The organism is Streptomyces sp. NEAU-YJ-81 (assembly GCF_017592595.1).
Taxonomy (GTDB): domain Bacteria; phylum Actinomycetota; class Actinomycetes; order Streptomycetales; family Streptomycetaceae; genus Streptomyces; species Streptomyces hygroscopicus_B.
Window position 1 is genome coordinate 1 of the sequence record NZ_JAGFNO010000011.1, and the last position, 17,430, is coordinate 17,430.

The window sequence follows — 17,430 nt, forward strand, 5'->3', positions numbered from 1 at the left end:
CCCCCGCGCCGGACACCTCGCCGGGCGGTGTTGCGGCGGGTGGTGTGGTGCCATGGGTGGTGTCCGGACGTGGCCGTGAGGCATTGCGCGGCCAGGCCGCGGCACTGGCCGAACGAGTGGCCGCCAACCCCGAAGTCACACCGGAACAGGTCGGCTGGTCGCTGATCAGCACCCGGTCCGTCTTCGACCACCGCGCCGTCATCATCGGCCAACACCGCGACGAACTCCAGGCCGCACTCAACGCCCTGGCCACCGGCGACACCCACCCCGCCCTCATCGAACCCGACACCACCGCCACCCCAGGAAGCACGGGACCGGTCCTGGTCTTCCCCGGCCAAGGCTCACAGTGGCTCGGCATGGGCGCCGGACTCCTGGACACCTCACCCCCCTTCGCCACCCGCATCACCGAATGCGAACAAGCCCTCGCCCCCCACGTCGACTGGTCCCTCACCGACGTCCTACGAGGCGGAGTCAACGCCGCCGACCTCGCCCGCGTCGACGTCGTCCAACCCGTCCTGTGGGCCGTCATGGTCTCCCTCGCCGCCGTATGGGACCACCACGGCCTCACCCCCACCGCCGTCGTCGGCCACAGCCAAGGCGAAATCGCCGCCGCCTGCGTCGCCGGAGCACTCTCCCTCGACGAAGGCGCCCGCATCGTCGCCCTCCGCGCCCACGCCCTCCGCCGCCTCACCGGCCACGGCGCCATGGCCTCCCTCACCATGAACCACCACCACGCCCGAGAATTCCTCACCGACCTCGGCGAACCAGCCCACCAAGTCGGCATCGCCGCCGTCAACGGCCCCGGATCCGTCGTCGTATCCGGACCACCGGAGCAGGTCGCCCACGCCGTGTCCGCATGCGAAAAGACAGGCCGCCGGGCCCGGCTCATCGACGTCGACTACGCCTCCCACAGCGCCCAAGTGGACGAAATCGCGGATGAGCTGAGGGAGGTGCTGTCGGGGATTGAACCCGTCCAGGCGGAGGTGGCGTTCTACTCGACCGTCACCGGCGCCCGCATGGACACCAGCGGACTCGACACCGACTACTGGGTCACCAACCTCCGCGAACAAGTACGGTTCGCCGACGCCGTACAAACACTCCTCAACGACGGCCACCGCGTATTCATCGAAGCCAGCACCCACCCCGTCCTCACCATCGGCATGCAGGAGACCTTCGAGGAAGCCGGGGTTCCCGCGGCCGCGGTGCCGACTCTGCGACGGGACCACGGCGACCATGCCCAGTTGATGCGATCGGTGGCCCAGGCGTTCACCGCGGGAGTCGCGGTCGACTGGACCCGCTGGTTCCCCGCCGACCCAGCACCCCGCGCCATCGACCTGCCCACCTACGCCTTCCGGCGGCGGCGCTACTGGCTGGACGGCAGGGGTGGCCATAGTGGCGACCCGGGCGACCTCGGGCTGGGGCCCGCCGGCCATCCGCTGCTCGGCGCCGCCGTGGAACTCGCGGAGGACGGCGCCCATGTACTCACCGGCCGACTGTCGCCGCGGACCCACCCCTGGCTGAACGACCACCGGGTCCTGGACACCGTACTGCTACCGGGCACCGCCTTCGCCGAGCTCGCCCTGCACGCCGCCGCGCGGACCGGCTGTGACCAGGTGTCGGAGCTGACCCTGCACGCGCCGCTGGTGATTCCGCAGGGTGAGGCGGTCGATGTGCAGATCGCCGTGTCCGCTCCCGATCACACCGGGGAGCGTCCGATCACGGTGCATTCCCGGCCGGCGGCCGACGCGGGCGACACGGCCTGGACCCGGCATGCCACCGGGGCGCTCGCCACTTCGTCCGCGGCCGACTCCCCGGCCCTGGAGGGCGCCTGGCCACCTCCCGGGGCCACACCGCTCCCCGTCGAGGACTTCTACCGGCAGCTCGCCGACCACGGCTACCACTACGGATCGTCCTTCCAGGGCCTCACCGCCGCCTGGCGGCTGGACGGCGACGTCTACGCCGAGGTGTCCCTGCCCGAAGGGGAGCGCGACGGCGCGGCCCAGTACGGCATCCATCCCGCCCTCTTCGACGCCGCGCTGCACGCCCGGGCCCTGGACGTCGCCCCCGACTCCGAGGACGCGCACCGGGTCCTGCTCCCGTTCACCTGGAGCGGGCTGCGGCTGCGTGCCACCGGGGCGGACACCCTGCGGATCCGCATCACCCCGACGGCACCGGATCGGCTCACGCTGTTCGCGGCCGATCCGACCGGCGCCGCGGTGGCCGTCGTGGACGATCTGATCCTGCGCCCGGTGCCGGACGGGCAGTTGGGGCGGGCCCGTGCGGCGAGCAGGAACGCGCTGTTCCAGGTCGCCTGGACGCGGATGACACCGGCCGAGTCCGCCCCCACCTGCCGTTCGGCCGTGATCGGTCCGGACGGCGGCCCCCTGGCCGACGCGCTGCCCGGCGCCACTGGCCTTCCGGATCTCGCCGCCGTGCGGGCGGCCGTGGCGGACGGGGCCCCGGCCCCCGATGTGGTGTTCGCCTTCTTCGGCTCTCCCTCCGATGGGCGCGGCGATCCGGTGGAGCGCACCCATGACCTCGGCAAGCAGGCCCTCGGGGTGCTGCGGGAGTTCCTCGCCGCCCCCGAACTCGCCGACGCCCGGCTGACCGTGGTCACCCGTGGGGCGGTCGCCCCACAGAGCCATGACGATGTCCACGATCTGCCCGCCTCGGCCGTGTGGGGTCTGGTGCGCAGCGCCCAGTCGGAGAACCCCGGCCGGGTCCTGCTGCTCGACCTCGATGAACGGGACGCCTCGCTGGGCGCCTTGGCCGACGTCGTGGCTTCGGGCGAGCCCCAACTGGCGCTGCGCGACGGTGTGGCGTACGTCCCGCGGCTGGTCCACGACGACGCGGCCAAGCGGCTCACCCCGCCGGAGGGGTCGGCCGCGTGGCGTCTGGGGCTGACCGGCCACGGCAGCCTGGATCAGCTCGCGCTGGTCGACTGCCCGGACAACACCCGGCCGCTGGGCCGTGGCGAGGTCCGGGTGGCGCTGCGGGCGGGCGGGGTGAACTTCCATGACGTCGTCGTGGCGCTGGGCATGGTGGAGGATCCCAGGCCGCTGGGTGGCGACGGTGCGGGCGTGGTCGTCGAGGTGGGTCCGGAAACGGACGCGTTCGCGGTGGGCGACCGGGTGATGGGTCTGTTCAACGGCACCGGGCCGCTGGTCGTCACCGATGTCCGGATGATCACCAGGATTCCGGCGGGGTGGTCGTACGCCCAGGCGGCAACCACACCGTCCGCCTTTCTCACGGCGTACTACGGTCTCGCCGATCTCGCGGGGCTGCGGGCCGGGGAGAAGCTGCTGTTGCACGCGGCCACCGGCGGGGTGGGCCTGGCGGCCCTGCAGTTGGCACGCCACTGGCGGGCCGACGTGTATGCCACGGCGGGCCCCACCAAGTGGCATGCCCTGCGGGAGCGCGGATTCGACGACCGTCACATCGCCTCCTCTCGCACTCTCGACTTCGAGGAGGGGTTCCGCGCCGCCGCGGGTTCCATCGATGTGGTGCTCAATTCGCTGGCCGGTGACTTCGTGGACGCGTCCTTGCGGCTGCTGGCGCCCGGCGGTCGCTTCATCGACATGGGCCGGACCGACGTCCGCGACCCCGAGGAGGTCGGCGCCCGCTATCCGGGGATCGTCTATCGCGCGTTCGACCTGGTAGGCGGCGCGGGTCCGGACCGTATCCAGCGGATGCTGGCCGAGTTGTCGGCCCTGTTCGAGGACGGGACGCTGCAGCCGTTGCCCACCACCCTGTGGGACATCCGCCGGGCTCCCGAGGCGTTCCGCCACTTCAGCCAGGCGCGCCATATCGGCAAGATCGTGCTGACGCTCCCCACCGCCCTCGACCCGGAGGGCACGGTGCTCATCACCGGTGGCACGGGCACCCTGGGCGCCGCCACCGCCCGCCATCTGGTGGCCCAGCACGGCGTACGGCGGCTGCTGCTCATCAGCCGCCGGGGCCTCGACGCCCCGGGGGCCACGGAGCTGGCGGCCGAACTGACCGGGCTCGGCGCGCGGGTCTCCATCGCGGCGTGTGACGCGGCCGACCGGGCCGCCCTGACCAAGCTGCTGGAGACCGTTCCCGACCGCCATCCGCTCACCGCCGTCGTCCACGCCGCCGGGCTGCTGCGCGATGCCACGGTCGAGGCGCTCACGCCCGATCAGCTCGATGAGGTGTTGTGGGCGAAGGCCGACGCGGCGTGGAATCTGCATGAGCTCACCCGCGACGCGGGGCTGTCGGCGTTCGTGTTGTTCTCCGCGGCCGCCGGGCTGCTGGGCGCCGCGGGACAGGGCAACTACGCGGCGGCCAACGCCTTCCTGGACGCGCTCGCCGCGCACCGTCATGCCCAGGGCCTGCCCGCCACCTCCCTGGCCTGGGGGTACTGGGCGCAGGCCACCGGGATGACCGGAGGGATGACCGACGCCGACCGGGCGCGGCTGGCACGGGCCGGGATGATGGGCCTGGAGACCGAACAGGGTCTCGCACTGCTCGACATCGCCCTCGACAGCGGCCTTCCGGCCCTGGCGCCCATCCGGCTCGACCTGGCCACCCTGCGGCGGGAGGCCCACGCCGACGATCTGCCGCCCCTCTTCAGGAGCCTGGTGCGCGGCGCCGCCCCGCAGGCGGCCACCGGAGCCGCCGGCCCGGGCGGGGCGGCACCGGCGGAGGCGTTCGCCACCCTGTCCGAGGAGGACCGGCAGCAGGCGCTCCTCAAGCTGGTGCGCAATGCCACGGCGACGGTGCTGGGCCATGACACGGCGGATGCCATCCACCCCGCCCAGAACTTCCGGGAGCTGGGCTTCGACTCGCTGACCGCCGTGGAGCTGCGGAACCGGCTGGGCACCGCCACCGGTCTGCGGCTGCCCGCCACGCTGGTCTTCGACCACCCCACGCCCACCGCGGTGGTACGGCTGCTGCGGGAGCTCCTGGTCCCGGCCGGAGTGGCGCCGGGGGGCTCGCTCCTCACCGGCCTCGACACCCTCGACGCCGCCTTGACCGGGGGAATCGCCGACCGCGAGCAGCGGGCCCGGATCGCGGTGCGGCTGCGGGAGCTGCTGCGCAAGGTGGACGGCCCGTGGCATGGCGACGACGGCGAGGACCCCGCCGAGGAGGATCTGGCGTCGGCCAGCGACGAGGAGTTGTTCCAGGCGCTCGACAACGAGCTGACCGTCCCCTCCGACGACAGTCTCCGATGAACCGCTGAATCAGAACCCCTAACAGGACCGCTGAAATCAGGACCGCTGTAATCAGGACCGCCGTGACGATCGGGTTGATGCGATATGACGGATGACGAGAAGCTCCGCAGCTATCTCAAGCGGGCGACCGCCGATCTGCGTCTGGCCAGGCGGCAGTTGCGCGAGGTCGAGGACCGCGCCCGGGAGCCCATCGCCATCATCGGGATGGCCTGCCACTTCCCCGGCGATGTGGCGACCCCCGAGGACCTGTGGCGGGTGGTGGACGAGGGCGTGGATGTCATCTCCTCGTTTCCCGAGGACCGTGGCTGGGACCTGGAGAACCTTTACGACCCGGACCCGGAGCACGCCGGTACCAGCAGCGCCCGCGAGGGCGGGTTTCTGCGCGATGTGGCCGATTTCGACGCCGAGTTCTTCGGGATCAACCCGCGAGAGGCCGCGGCGATGGATCCGCAGCAGCGGCTTCTGCTGGAGACGGCGTGGGAGGCGTTCGAACGCGCGGGGCTGACGCGGGAGGCGCTGAGCGGCAGCGGCACCGGGGTGTTCGCCGGAGTGGACTCGTACCACTATCTGTCGCTCATCGGCCAGACGACCGGCGACTCGGCGGGCTATGTGGCCACCGGGAACCTCGGGAGCGTGGTCTCGGGCCGGGTGTCGTACTCGTTCGGCCTGGAGGGGCCCGCGGTCACGGTGGACACGGCGTGCTCGTCGTCCCTGGTGGCCACGCATCTGGCGGTGCAGGCGCTGCGGCAGGACGAGTGTTCGCTGGCCCTCGCGGGCGGGGTGACGGTGATGGCCACGCCCGGCGGGTTCACCGAGTTCTCACGTCAGCGGGCGCTGTCCCCGGACGGTCGGTGCAAGGCGTTCGCCGCGGCGGCGGACGGCACGGGCTTCTCCGAGGGCGTCGGTCTGGTGCTGCTGGAGCGGCTGTCCGACGCACGGCGCAACGGGCATCGGGTGCTGGCGGTGATCCGGGGTTCGGCGGTCAACCAAGACGGCGCAAGCAACGGTCTCACGGCGCCCAACGGGCCCTCGCAGCAGAGGGTGATCCGGCAGGCGCTGGCCAACGCGGGGCTGGCACCGTCCGAGGTGGACGCGGTGGAGGCACACGGTACGGGCACGACGCTGGGCGACCCGATCGAGGCGCAGGCGCTGCTGGCCACGTACGGCCAGGACCGGCTGGAGGGACATCCGCTATGGCTGGGCTCCGTCAAGTCCAACATCGGGCACACCCAGGCCGCCGCCGGAGTGGCGAGCATCATCAAGATGGTGGAGGCGCTGCGACACGGGGTGCTTCCCGCTTCACTGCACATCGACGAGCCGACACCGCATGTGGACTGGGGCGCGGGCGCGGTGCGGCTGCTGACCGAGCCGGTCGGGTGGGCGGTGAACGGACGGCCGTGTCGTGCGGGTGTGTCGTCGTTCGGCATCTCCGGTACGAACGCTCATCTGATCCTTGAGCAGGCCCCCGAACCGGCCGAGGCCACCCCCGCGCCGGACACCTCGCCGGGCGGTGTTGCGGCGGGTGGTGTGGTGCCATGGGTGGTGTCCGGACGTGGCCGTGAGGCATTGCGCGGCCAGGCCGCGGCACTGGCCGAACGAGTGGCCGCCAACCCCGAAGTCACACCGGAACAGGTCGGCTGGTCGCTGATCAGCACCCGGTCCGTCTTCGACCACCGCGCCGTCATCATCGGCCAACACCGCGACGAACTCCAGGCCGCACTCAACGCCCTGGCCACCGGCGACACCCACCCCGCCCTCATCGAACCCGACACCACCGCCACCCCAGGAAGCACGGGACCGGTCCTGGTCTTCCCCGGCCAAGGCTCACAGTGGCTCGGCATGGGCGCCGGACTCCTGGACACCTCACCCCCCTTCGCCACCCGCATCACCGAATGCGAACAAGCCCTCGCCCCCCACGTCGACTGGTCCCTCACCGACGTCCTACGAGGCGGAGTCAACGCCGCCGACCTCGCCCGCGTCGACGTCGTCCAACCCGTCCTGTGGGCCGTCATGGTCTCCCTCGCCGCCGTATGGGACCACCACGGCCTCACCCCCACCGCCGTCGTCGGCCACAGCCAAGGCGAAATCGCCGCCGCCTGCGTCGCCGGAGCACTCTCCCTCGACGAAGGCGCCCGCATCGTCGCCCTCCGCGCCCACGCCCTCCGCCGCCTCACCGGCCACGGCGCCATGGCCTCCCTCACCATGAACCACCACCAGGCGAAGGAATTCCTGACCGGGCTCGGCGAACGCGCCGAAGGGGTGGGCGTGGCCGCCGTCAACGGGCCGGGGTCCGTGGTGGTCTCCGGGCCGCCGGAGCAGGTCGCCCACGCGGTGTCCGCATGCGAAAAGACAGGCCGCCGGGCCCGGCTGATCGACGTCGACTACGCCTCCCACAGCGCCCAAGTGGACGAGATCGCCGAGGAGTTGCGTGAGCTTCTGGCCGGGGTCAAGCCGGTGCCCGGCCACGTGGCGTTCTACTCGACCGTCACCGGCACCCGCATGGACACCAGCGGACTCGACACCGACTACTGGGTCACCAACCTCCGCGAACAAGTACGGTTCGCCGACGCCGTACAAACACTGCTCAACGACGGCCACCGCGTATTCATCGAAGCCAGCACCCACCCCGTCCTCACCATCGGCATGCAGGAGACCTTCGAGGAGGCGGGGGTCGACGCGGTGACCGTCCCGACCTTGCGGCGCGACCACGGTGGCCCGGACCAGCTGGCGCGGTCGGTGGCGCAGGCGTTCGCCGCGGGGGTCGCGGTCGACTGGACCCGCTGGTTCTCCGCCGACCCCGCACCCCGCGTCATCGACCTGCCCACCTACGCCTTCCAGCGTGAGCGGTACTGGCTGGACGGAGCGGGCGGGCCGGGTGGCGATCCGGCCGATCTGGGTCTGACGTCCGCAGGCCATCCGCTGCTCGGCGCCGCCGTGGAACTCGCCGACGGCACCACCCATGTGCTCACCGGCCGCCTCTCCGCGCGGTCCCACCCGTGGCTCGCCGAGCATGTGGTGGCGGGTGCGGTGCTGGCGCCGGGCGCGGTGCTGGTGGAGTGGGCGCTGCGGGCGGCCGACGAGGTCGGCTGCGGCGGGGTGGAGGAGCTCGCGCTGCAGGTTCCGCTGGCGCTGCCCGAGTCCGGTGGGCTGCGGGTGCAGGTGGTGGTGGGTGCCGCGGCGGAGGACGGGCGGCGTGAGGTGCGGATGTACTCCCGCCCCGACCGGTTCGACGGCCCCGGCCGTCCTGGCAGCCCCGGCCTGGCCCTCGATTCCGGTCCGGACGCGGGGTGGGTGTGTCATGCGGTGGGCGTGCTCGCACCCGCTGCCGAGGGACCCGCACCGGTGGAGGACCTGGGCGGGGTGTGGCCGCCACCCGGCGCCGAGCCGCTGGACGTCGGCGCCTTCTACGAGCAGGTGATGGCGGCGGGTTACGGATACGGCCCGGCGTACCAGGGGCTGACGGCCGCGTGGCGCCATGGCCGGGATGTCCTCGCCGAGGTGGCGCTGCCCGATGCCGCGGGTGGCCGGGACGGTTTCGGCATCCATCCGGCGCTGCTGGACGCGGCGCTGCATCCGTCGCTGCTGATGGACCGGCCCGAGGGTCAGGAGGACGACGGCCAGGTGTGGTTGCCGTTCGCCTGGAACGGCGTGTCCCTGTGGGCCACCGAGGCGGCCACGGTACGGGTGCGGCTGTCGCGGGACGAGGAGCGGCAGTCGCTGCGGCTGACGGTGGCGGACACGGTGGGCGCTCCGGTGCTCACGGTCGATTCGCTGGTGACCCGTCCGGCCGCGACGGACCGGCTGCGCGCGGCCGGGGCCACCCGTACCGTGGACGGGCTGTTCACCCTGGACTGGACGCCGCTGCCCGTTCCGGCCACCGCACCGTCCCCGACGTCGGTGGTCGGCGAGGGCGGCTGGGTGGTGCTGGGCGAGGACCGGCTGGGGCTGGCGGAGCCGGTCGCGGCCGGGGTGGGCCCCGATGCCACGGTGTGCCATCCCGACCTGGAGGCGCTGATCGCGGCTGTGGACGCGGGTGAGCCCGCCCCTGCCGTCGTCCTTGCCCATCCGTACGCCGCTGAGGGCGGCCACGGGGACGGGCTGGGGGCGACCGAGGAGCTGCTGGGGCTGGTGCAGTCCTGGCTGAGGCGGCCGGCCCTGGCCGATGCGCGGCTGGTGGTCGTCACACGGGGTGCGATGGCGGCGGGCCGTCCGGGCGATCACATCGACAACCCCGGTGACACTGCACTGGATCCGTCCGGTGCCGGGGCGTGGGGGCTGATCCGCAGCGCCCAGTCGGAGAACCCGGGCCGGTTCGTACTGCTCGACCTCGATGAGGGCCGGGAGGGCCTCGTGGCGGCCGTGGTGCGCGCGATCGAGTCGCATGAGCCCCAGGTGGCGCTGCGGGACGGACGGGTGCTGGTGCCCCGTATGGTCCGCGCGACGGCAGCGACGGCAGCGACGGCCACGCCGGGCCCGGCCGTCGACGACCAGGACGAGCAGGAGAAGACCCCCGGACTCGACGCCGATGGCACCGTGCTGATCACGGGTGGCACCGGCACCCTGGGCGCCCTGGTCGCCGAGCACCTGGTGCGCACCTGGGGAGTCGGGCATCTGCTGCTGGTGAGCCGGAGCGGCCCGGAGGCCGCCGGTGCCGATGAACTCACCGACGCGCTAACGGCGTTGGGTGCTCAGGTACGGATCGCCGCAGTCGATGTCACCGACCCGGACGCGGTGGCCGCTCTGGTGGCCGGGGTCGATCCCGCGCATCCGCTGACCGGTGTCGTCCATGCGGCCGGGGTGCTCGACGACGCCGTCCTCACCACCCAGACCCCGGAGCGGCTGGCGCGGGTGTGGCGTCCGAAGGCCACGGCCGCGGCCCATCTGCACGCCGCGACGGCGGAGTTGCCGCTGTCCCTGTTTGTGATGTTCTCCTCCACGGCAGGCACGCTGGGCGCCTCCGGGCAGTCCAACTACGCTGCGGCTAACGCCTACTGCGACGCCCTGGCCGCCCGGCGCCGTGCCCTCGGCCTGCCGGGTCTCTCGGTGGCGTGGGGCCTGTGGGCGGACGCCAGCGGGATGACCGGGCACCTCGGGGAGGCGGACCGGGCCAGGATGGCCCAGTCGGGTATCGGGGCGATGTCCGGCGAGCGGGCGCTGGGGCTGCTGGACGCGGCCGTGCGCCACGGCCACCACCATCTGATCGCCATCGATCTGGACGTACGGGCCCTGGCGGGACAGCCGGCGCTCACCCTGCCCGCTCCGCTGCGGGCGCTCACCGGTGGCGGCACGGCCCGGCGCACCGCGGCCACCGCCCGGCCGCACACCGACTGGGCCGGTCATCTGGCCGCGCTGCCTCTGGAGGAGCAGCCCCGCACGCTGCTCAGTCTGGTCCTCACCCATGCCGCGGCGGCGCTGGGCCACTCCGACCCCGGGCGGATCCAGACCGAGCGCGGCTTCCTGGAGCTCGGCTTCGACTCGCTGACCGCGATCGAACTGCGGAACAGGCTGACCGCCGTGACCGGGCTGCGGCTGGCCACCACCCTGATTTTCGACCATCCGAATCCGGCCGCGCTCGCCGCGCATCTGCATACGGAACTGGCACCCGAGGACGTGGATCCGCTCGCCCCGATGCTGGGCGAAATCGACAGGATGGAAAGCGCGGTGCTTTCCGTGGCCCAGGACGAGGCGGCGCACGAAGCGCTACTCAAGCGCCTTCGGAGCACGCTGTCGAAACTGGGCGACCTGCACGGCGGCGGAGCGGAGGAAGGGCCCGCGGCCGGCCGTATTCAGGACGCCACGGCCGACGAGATCTTCCAGTTCATCGACCAGGACCTTGGCCGAAGCGACAGCAACGGAGAGCATGCACATGGGGGCACACGGTGATTGATGAGCGAAGCCGGAAGAAGCTCATCCTCGAGCACAGCCGCCGGATGAACGCCGCGGATATCGACGGGCTTCTCGAACTCTACGCGGACGAGGTCACTTTCGAGGATCCGGTCGGATCGGGGCGCAGGACCGGGCGGGACGCCCTTCGTGAGCATTTCGAGGAGCTCGCCGCGGCGGGTATCAGCGAGATTCCCGGTGAGCCGGTCGCGGGGCAGGACGGTGTGCATGTCCTGGTGCCGGTGACGGCCACCATGGACTATCTGCCCAAAGGCCCCGGATTCGCCGAGCGCGGCTGGCTGACGGCCCCGGACACCCCGGAGGACTCCCGCATCACCTGGGACTACGTCCTGATGATGCGCGCGGGGGCCGGCGGTCTCATTCAGGAACTGCAGATGTTCTGGGGGAGGTCGGACATTGACATCACCGGCTGATCTCCCACGACCCCGGCACCGCACAGGAGGCGTTCATGGCCGATGAGGCGACCCTCAAGAAGATGGCCCTGGAATACGCGCGGCGGATGAACGCCGGTGATGTCGAGGCCGTATTGGAGCTGTTCTCGGACGACATCGTCTTCGAAGACCCGGTCGGCGCGCCCCCGCTCATCGGAAAGGACGCCCTTCGCGGACACATCGCCTGGTCCATCGAATGCCAGGTGCATGAGACCCCGGGCCGTCCGGTCACCTCGATGGACGGCCGCAGGGTGGCGGTGCCGACCACGGTCACGGTGTACGCACCGGCGAAACTCACCTTCAGCATCATCGGCGTGATCGAACTCGGTGATGACGGTCTGGTCCATCACGCCCAGGCGTTCTGGGGCATCACGGATACGAAAGTGGGCGACGGCCCCGAACTCAGCGGTGTCGCGCATTTCATGGCGGTCACCCAGAACCTCGCCAAGATGGTCCAGGCCAAGGGCAGCCCCAGTCCGACGTAAAAGGCCGTAAGCGGTGAAGGGACGAAAGCAGAACCATGACCGAACCCAAGCACGGAATCGTTCTGGGCGGAGGCTGGGCGGGAATGCTGGCTGCCCATGTGCTGGCCCGCCATCTGGAGCGCGTCACCGTCGTGGAGCGCGATGTGCTGCCGGACGGCCCCCGGCACCGTAAGGGATCGCCGCAGGGACGTCATGTCCATGTGCTGTGGTCCAGCGGTGCGCGCATCGTGGACACGCTGCTGCCGGGCATGATCGACCAACTGCTCGACGCGGGCGCCCGCCGGATCGGATTCCATCAGGACCTGGTGACCTTGACGTCCCACGGCTGGCAACACCGCTTTCCACCGCGGCAGTACGCCCTGATGTGCACTCGCCCGTTCCTGGACTGGAAGGTCCGCGACCGCGTTCTGGCCACCGGGCGGATCACGTTGCGCCAGCGCGCCGAGATCCTCGATCTGGTCGGCGACGCCAAACGGGTCACCGGGGTCCGGGTGCGCGACATCGAGACGGGTACGCAGGAAACGCTGGAGGCCGATCTGGTGATCGACGCCTCCGGGCGCGGTTCCCGGCTCCGGCACTGGCTGTCGGCGCTGGAGGTGCCGCCGCTCGAGGAGGACATCGTCGACGCGGGCATCGCGTACGCCACCCGCGTGTACCAGGCGCCACCGGGTGCCGCCGCCGGATTCCCCGCCGTCAACGTGGCCGCCGACCACCGGCTGCGCGAGCCGGGCCGGTTCGGGGTGGTGTACCCGCAGGAGGACGGCACCTGGATGGTGACCCTGTCGTGCACCCGGGGCGCCGGACTGCCCGCGCACGACGACGACTTCCTGCCCTACGCCCGGACGCTGCGCCATCCGCTGGTCGCCGATCTCATCGACCTCGCGAAACCGCTGACCTCGGTGGCCGTCTCGCGTGTCGGCGCCAACCGGCGGCTGTATCCGGAGCGGCTGGACATCTGGCCGGAGGGGCTGCTGGTGCTCGGCGACGCGCTGGCCGCGTTCAACCCCATCTACGGCCATGGGATGAGCTCCGCGGCTCGTGCGGCCGCCGCGCTGGACACCGAGCTGCAGCGGTCCGGGGCCGATGTGGGAGCGGCCCGCCGGGCTCAGCAGGCGATCAGCGCCACCGTGGACGATCCCTGGATCATGGCCGCGTCCAAGGATGTGGAGTACGTCAACTGCCGGATGAGCACGACGGATCCGCGGCTGACGGGCGGGGCCGTGGCCCGGCAGCGTTTCTCCGATCTGATCGCCGACCGGTCGATCCGTTCCTCGGCGGTGTGTGATGTGGTGACCGATGTCATCAGCCTGACCGCCCCGCAGTCCGAGCTGGCGTCCAGCCGCTTTCTGTCGCTCATGCACAAGGACCGGGTCCTTCCGGAGCTCACCGAGCCGCCGCTGACCGCCGATGAGCTCGCGCTGGTGAATCTGACTCCGCGCAGCACGGTGAGTGCGGGCGGCTCATGAGCAACGAGGAAAAGCTCGTCGACTATCTCAAGTGGACCACGGCCGAGCTCCATGAGACCCGGCGGCGGCTGCGGGAGGTCCAGGCGGAGCTGGCGGAGCCGATCGCCGTCGTCGGCATGGCCTGCCGCTTTCCCGGCGGGGTGCGCACCCCGGCACAGTTGTGGGACCTGGTGGCCGACGAGCGGGACGCCGTCTCCAGCTTCCCCATCGACCGGGGCTGGGACCTGGAGAACCTCTATCACCCCGATCCGGAGCACCACGGCACCTCATACGTCCGGGCCGGCGGCTTCATCTATGACGCGGCCGACTTCGACGCGGAGTTCTTCGACATCGGCGCCCGGGAGGCGGCGGCCATCGAACCGCAGCAGCGGATGCTGCTGGAGCTGGCGTGGGAGGCGACGGAGAGCGCGGGCATCGATCCGCATACCCTGCGAGGCAGCCGGACCGGCGTCTATACGGGGGTGATGTACCACGACTACGCCTCGCGTCTGGACGAGATCCCCGAGGGGCTGCTGGGCCATGTGGGCAACGGCAACGCGGGCAGTGTGTCCTCGGGCCGGGTGGCGTTCACCCTCGGTCTGCAGGGCGCGGCGGTCTCCTTGGACACCGCGTGTTCGTCGTCGCTGGTGGCGATGCATCTGGCGGCCGGATCGCTGCGGCGGGGCGAGTGCACGCTGGCCCTGGCCGGTGGCGCCGCCATCATGTACACCGCGAGCGTCTTCCAAGTGGCCTCCAGCCAGCGCCAGTTGTCCCCCGATGTCCGGTGCCGGTCGTTCGCGGACGCCGCCGACGGCATGGTGTACGGGGAGGGCGCCGGTCTGGTGCTGCTGGAACGGCTTTCGGACGCGCGGCGCAACGGCCATCCAGTGCTGGCCGTGATCCGCGGCTCGGCGATCAACCAGGACGGTGCCAGTACGGGCATGGCGGCTCCCAACGGCCCCGCCCAGCAGCAGCTCATCCGCGACGCCCTGGCGGACGCCCGGCTCTCCACGGGGGACGTGGACGCGGTGGAGGCGCATGGCACCGGTACCGCGTTCGGCGACTCCATCGAGCTCCAGGCACTGCTCGCCACGTACGGCCAGGACCGTCCGGACGACCGGCCGCTGCTGCTGGGATCCATCAAGTCGAACCTCGGTCATACGCAGGCCGCCGCCGGAATGGCCGGTGTGATCAAGATGGTGATGGCGATGCGCCGGGGCGTGCTGCCACGTTCGCTCCACATCGACCGGCCGACCCGGCTGGTGCACTGGCGCAAGGGCGCGGTGCGGCTGCTGACCGAGCGGATGGACTGGCCGCGGGTGGACCGGCCCCGGCGGGCCGGGGTGTCCTCGTTCAGCGCCAGCGGCACCAACGCCCATGTGATTCTCGAGGAGTTCACCGAATCGGTGGAGGCCGCTGCCGACGACAGTGGCGCCCGCGATGCGGGGGTGGTGCCGTGGGTGCTGTCCGCGCGGGGCTCGGCGGCGCTGCGCGGACAGGCCCGTGCGCTGGCCGCGCATACGGCGGCGGCCGGTCCGGGGCTGTCCCCCGCCGATGTGGGATGGTCGCTGGTGACCACGCGGTCGGCCTTCGACCACCGGGCGGTCGTGGTCGGCCGGGGGCCGGACGAGCTGAGGGCGGGGCTGGTGGCGCTGGCGGCCGGTGAGCCGCATCACTCGGTGGTGGGGCCCGAGGTGGCCCGTACCGGCACGGCGGCGGCCTCGGCGGGCGGGGCGGTGTTCGTCTTCGGCGGCGAGGGTGGCCACCTGCCGGAGACCGGTTCCGAGCTGTACGACCGGTTCCCCGTCTTCGCCACGGCCTTCGACGAGGCCGGTGAGTTGCTGGGCATGAAGGGGGATCACGACGCGTCCTCCCGGGAGGGGCTGTTCGCCCTCTACGTCGCACTGGCCCGGCTGCTGGCCTCGGTGGGGGTGCGCCCCGACGCGGTGGTGGGCTGTGGGGTCGGTGAGATCGCCGCGGCGCACATCGCCGGTGCTCTCGACCTCGCCCACGCCTGCCGCATGGTGGCCACCGGCACCGACCCGAGCACGGTGGAGTACGAGCGGCCGTCCCTGCCCTCGCTGGACGAGGCCGGTGCGGTGTGGGAGCTGGGGCCGGAGGCGATGCCGGCCTCCGCCCCGGCGGCGCTGGTGCTGTCGCCCTTCCGGGGCGAGGGGTCCGAGGGGTCCGAGGTGCGGGGGCTGATGTGCGGCCTGGCCCGTATGTACACCATGGGCGCCACCGTGGACTGGGCCGCGCTGTTGGACGGCGATCCGGCTCCCCGCACCGTCGCCCTGCCCACCTACGCCTTTCAACGACAGCGCTTCTGGCTGGAGAACGAGGCTCCGGCGGATGCCGAGTCCCGGGTGGAGACCTGGGCGGACGCCGAGTTCTGGGATGCCGTGGCCCGTACGGACACGGCGGCCCTGACCCGGGCGCTCGAGGTCCCCGCCGGCCGGCGGGAGGTGCTCGCGGATATCCTGCCCGCCCTGGCCACCTGGCGGCGGCAGCCGGAGTGGCGCTACCGCATCGCCTGGAAGCCCCTCGCCGACCCGCCGACGCCACGGCTGACCGGCACCTGGCTGGTCGTGACGTCCGGCCACAGCGGGTCCGGTGACAACGGGTCCGGAGACAGCAGCTCCGGTGACAGCAGCGGCGACGCCACGGTCGCCGCCGTGACCACCGCCCTGCGCGACCATGGCGCCGAGACCCTCGTGTTCGCCCCGGACACCACACCACCGGACGACGAGGCGCGGGCCCGGCGGGTGTCCGCGGCCGTCGCCGGGCGGCCGGTCGCAGGGGTGCTCTCCCTGCTGGCGGTGGAGGCACCGGCCGACGACGGGCGCGGCCCGGCGCTCGCCCCGACCCTCGACATGTTCGAGACGCTGCGGCGGGCCGGGGTCGAGGCCCCGGTGTGGCTGGCCACCCGTGGTGGCGTCGGCGTCGACCTGGGCGATCCGATGTCCCGTCCGGAGCAGGCCCGGTTCTGGGGTCTGGGCGGTGCGCTGGCGATGGAGCGTCCGCGCTGGTGGGGCGGGCTGGTCGACCTGCCGGAGCGGTTCGACGACCGGGCGGGACGGCGGCTCGCGGGGGTCCTGGCCGGGGCGTACGGCGAAGTGGAGGTGGCCGTGCGCGGCGACAGCTGCTTCGCCCGGCGCCTGGTGCGCGACATCCCCACGGCCCTGACCAGCCCTGCCCGGCGGCTCCGGGGAACGGTCCTCATCACGGGCGCGGCCACCACTCTGGCCGCGCACACCGCCCGCTGGGCGGCCGAGGGCGGCGCCGAACACCTGCTGCTGGTCGACACCGCACCACCGGCCGCCGACCTGGTGGCCGAGGTGAGCGCCATGGGCGTACGAGTGTCCGTGGCCACCGTCGATGTGGCGGACCCGGAGGCGCTCGCCGCGGTGGTCGCGGGCCTTCCCGCGGAGTTCCCCCTGACGGCCGTTCTGCATCTCACGGCACCGCTGGCCGCCGAGGCCGGGCAGTTGGATGCCGCGCGGATCGAGGGCGAGTGGGCGGCGACGGTGGCGGGCGCGGTGAACCTCTGCGCCCTCGGCAGCAGCCATGAGCTGTCGGCCCTGGTGCTCGGGTGCTCGATCGTGGGCGTCCTGCCCAGCCCGGGCCTTGGCAACCAGGCGCCGGCCCACGCCTATCTGAGCGCGCTCGCCCAGGAGTGCCGGGCACGGGGCGTTCCGGCGACCTCGGTGTGCTGGGGTTCGATCGACGACCCCGACACGGCCGTCGGCGCCGCCAAGCAGCTCCGGACCAACGGGATGCCCGCACTGCCCCAGCGCTCGGCCGCCGACCTGCTGCGGCAGGCGGTCATGGCGGACACGGCGTCCGTGGTCATCGCGGACATCGACTGGAGCTGGATGACCGCACACGCCTCCGAGCTGGGAAGACATCGGCTCTTCGATGACCTTTCCGGCCCTTCGGCCACGCCGCATACGCACCGCGGTCGGTGATC

At 72.3% G+C, this 17,430-nt stretch carries 6 protein-coding genes; all 6 read left to right on the forward strand.

Features of this window, described 5'->3' with window-relative positions:
* On the forward strand, nt 1-5,195 hold a 5,195-nt coding region (locus J5X86_RS23805; RefSeq protein WP_208518788.1), incomplete at its 5' end, for an SDR family NAD(P)-dependent oxidoreductase.
* An 84-nt stretch (nt 5,196-5,279) separates the two neighbouring features.
* Complete coding sequence (locus J5X86_RS23810) at nt 5,280-11,078, forward strand: type I polyketide synthase (RefSeq protein WP_208518789.1); 5,799 nt, start codon at nt 5,280-5,282, stop codon at nt 11,076-11,078.
* A complete protein-coding gene (locus tag J5X86_RS23815; RefSeq protein WP_014057126.1) occupies nt 11,075-11,512 on the forward strand; it encodes a nuclear transport factor 2 family protein in 438 nt (145 codons plus the stop codon). Before J5X86_RS23810 ends, J5X86_RS23815 begins: the two co-directional genes overlap by 4 nt.
* A gap of 35 nt (nt 11,513-11,547) precedes the next feature.
* Nucleotides 11,548-12,015 (forward strand): nuclear transport factor 2 family protein, encoded by a 468-nt coding sequence (locus tag J5X86_RS23820; protein ID WP_208518790.1) that lies wholly within the window; start codon nt 11,548-11,550, stop codon nt 12,013-12,015.
* 35 nt (nt 12,016-12,050) lie between these two features.
* Entirely contained in the window at nt 12,051-13,481 is a 1,431-nt protein-coding gene (locus J5X86_RS23825) for an NAD(P)/FAD-dependent oxidoreductase (protein ID WP_208518791.1), read from the forward strand.
* On the forward strand, nt 13,478-17,428 hold the full coding sequence (locus J5X86_RS23830) for a type I polyketide synthase (RefSeq protein ID WP_208518792.1): 3,951 nt from the start codon (nt 13,478-13,480) through the stop codon (nt 17,426-17,428). The genes J5X86_RS23825 and J5X86_RS23830 overlap by 4 nt, the downstream gene beginning before the upstream one ends.
* Nucleotides 17,429-17,430: the final 2 nt, after the last annotated feature.

Coding starts and splice junctions, on each gene's coding strand:
- J5X86_RS23820 (WP_208518790.1), top strand. CDS start 11,548: ATGGCCGATGAGGCGACCCTCAAGAAGATGGCCCTGGAATACGCGCGG.
- J5X86_RS23810 (WP_208518789.1), top strand. CDS start 5,280: ATGACGGATGACGAGAAGCTCCGCAGCTATCTCAAGCGGGCGACCGCC.
- J5X86_RS23830 (WP_208518792.1), top strand. CDS start 13,478: ATGAGCAACGAGGAAAAGCTCGTCGACTATCTCAAGTGGACCACGGCC.
- J5X86_RS23825 (WP_208518791.1), top strand. CDS start 12,051: ATGACCGAACCCAAGCACGGAATCGTTCTGGGCGGAGGCTGGGCGGGA.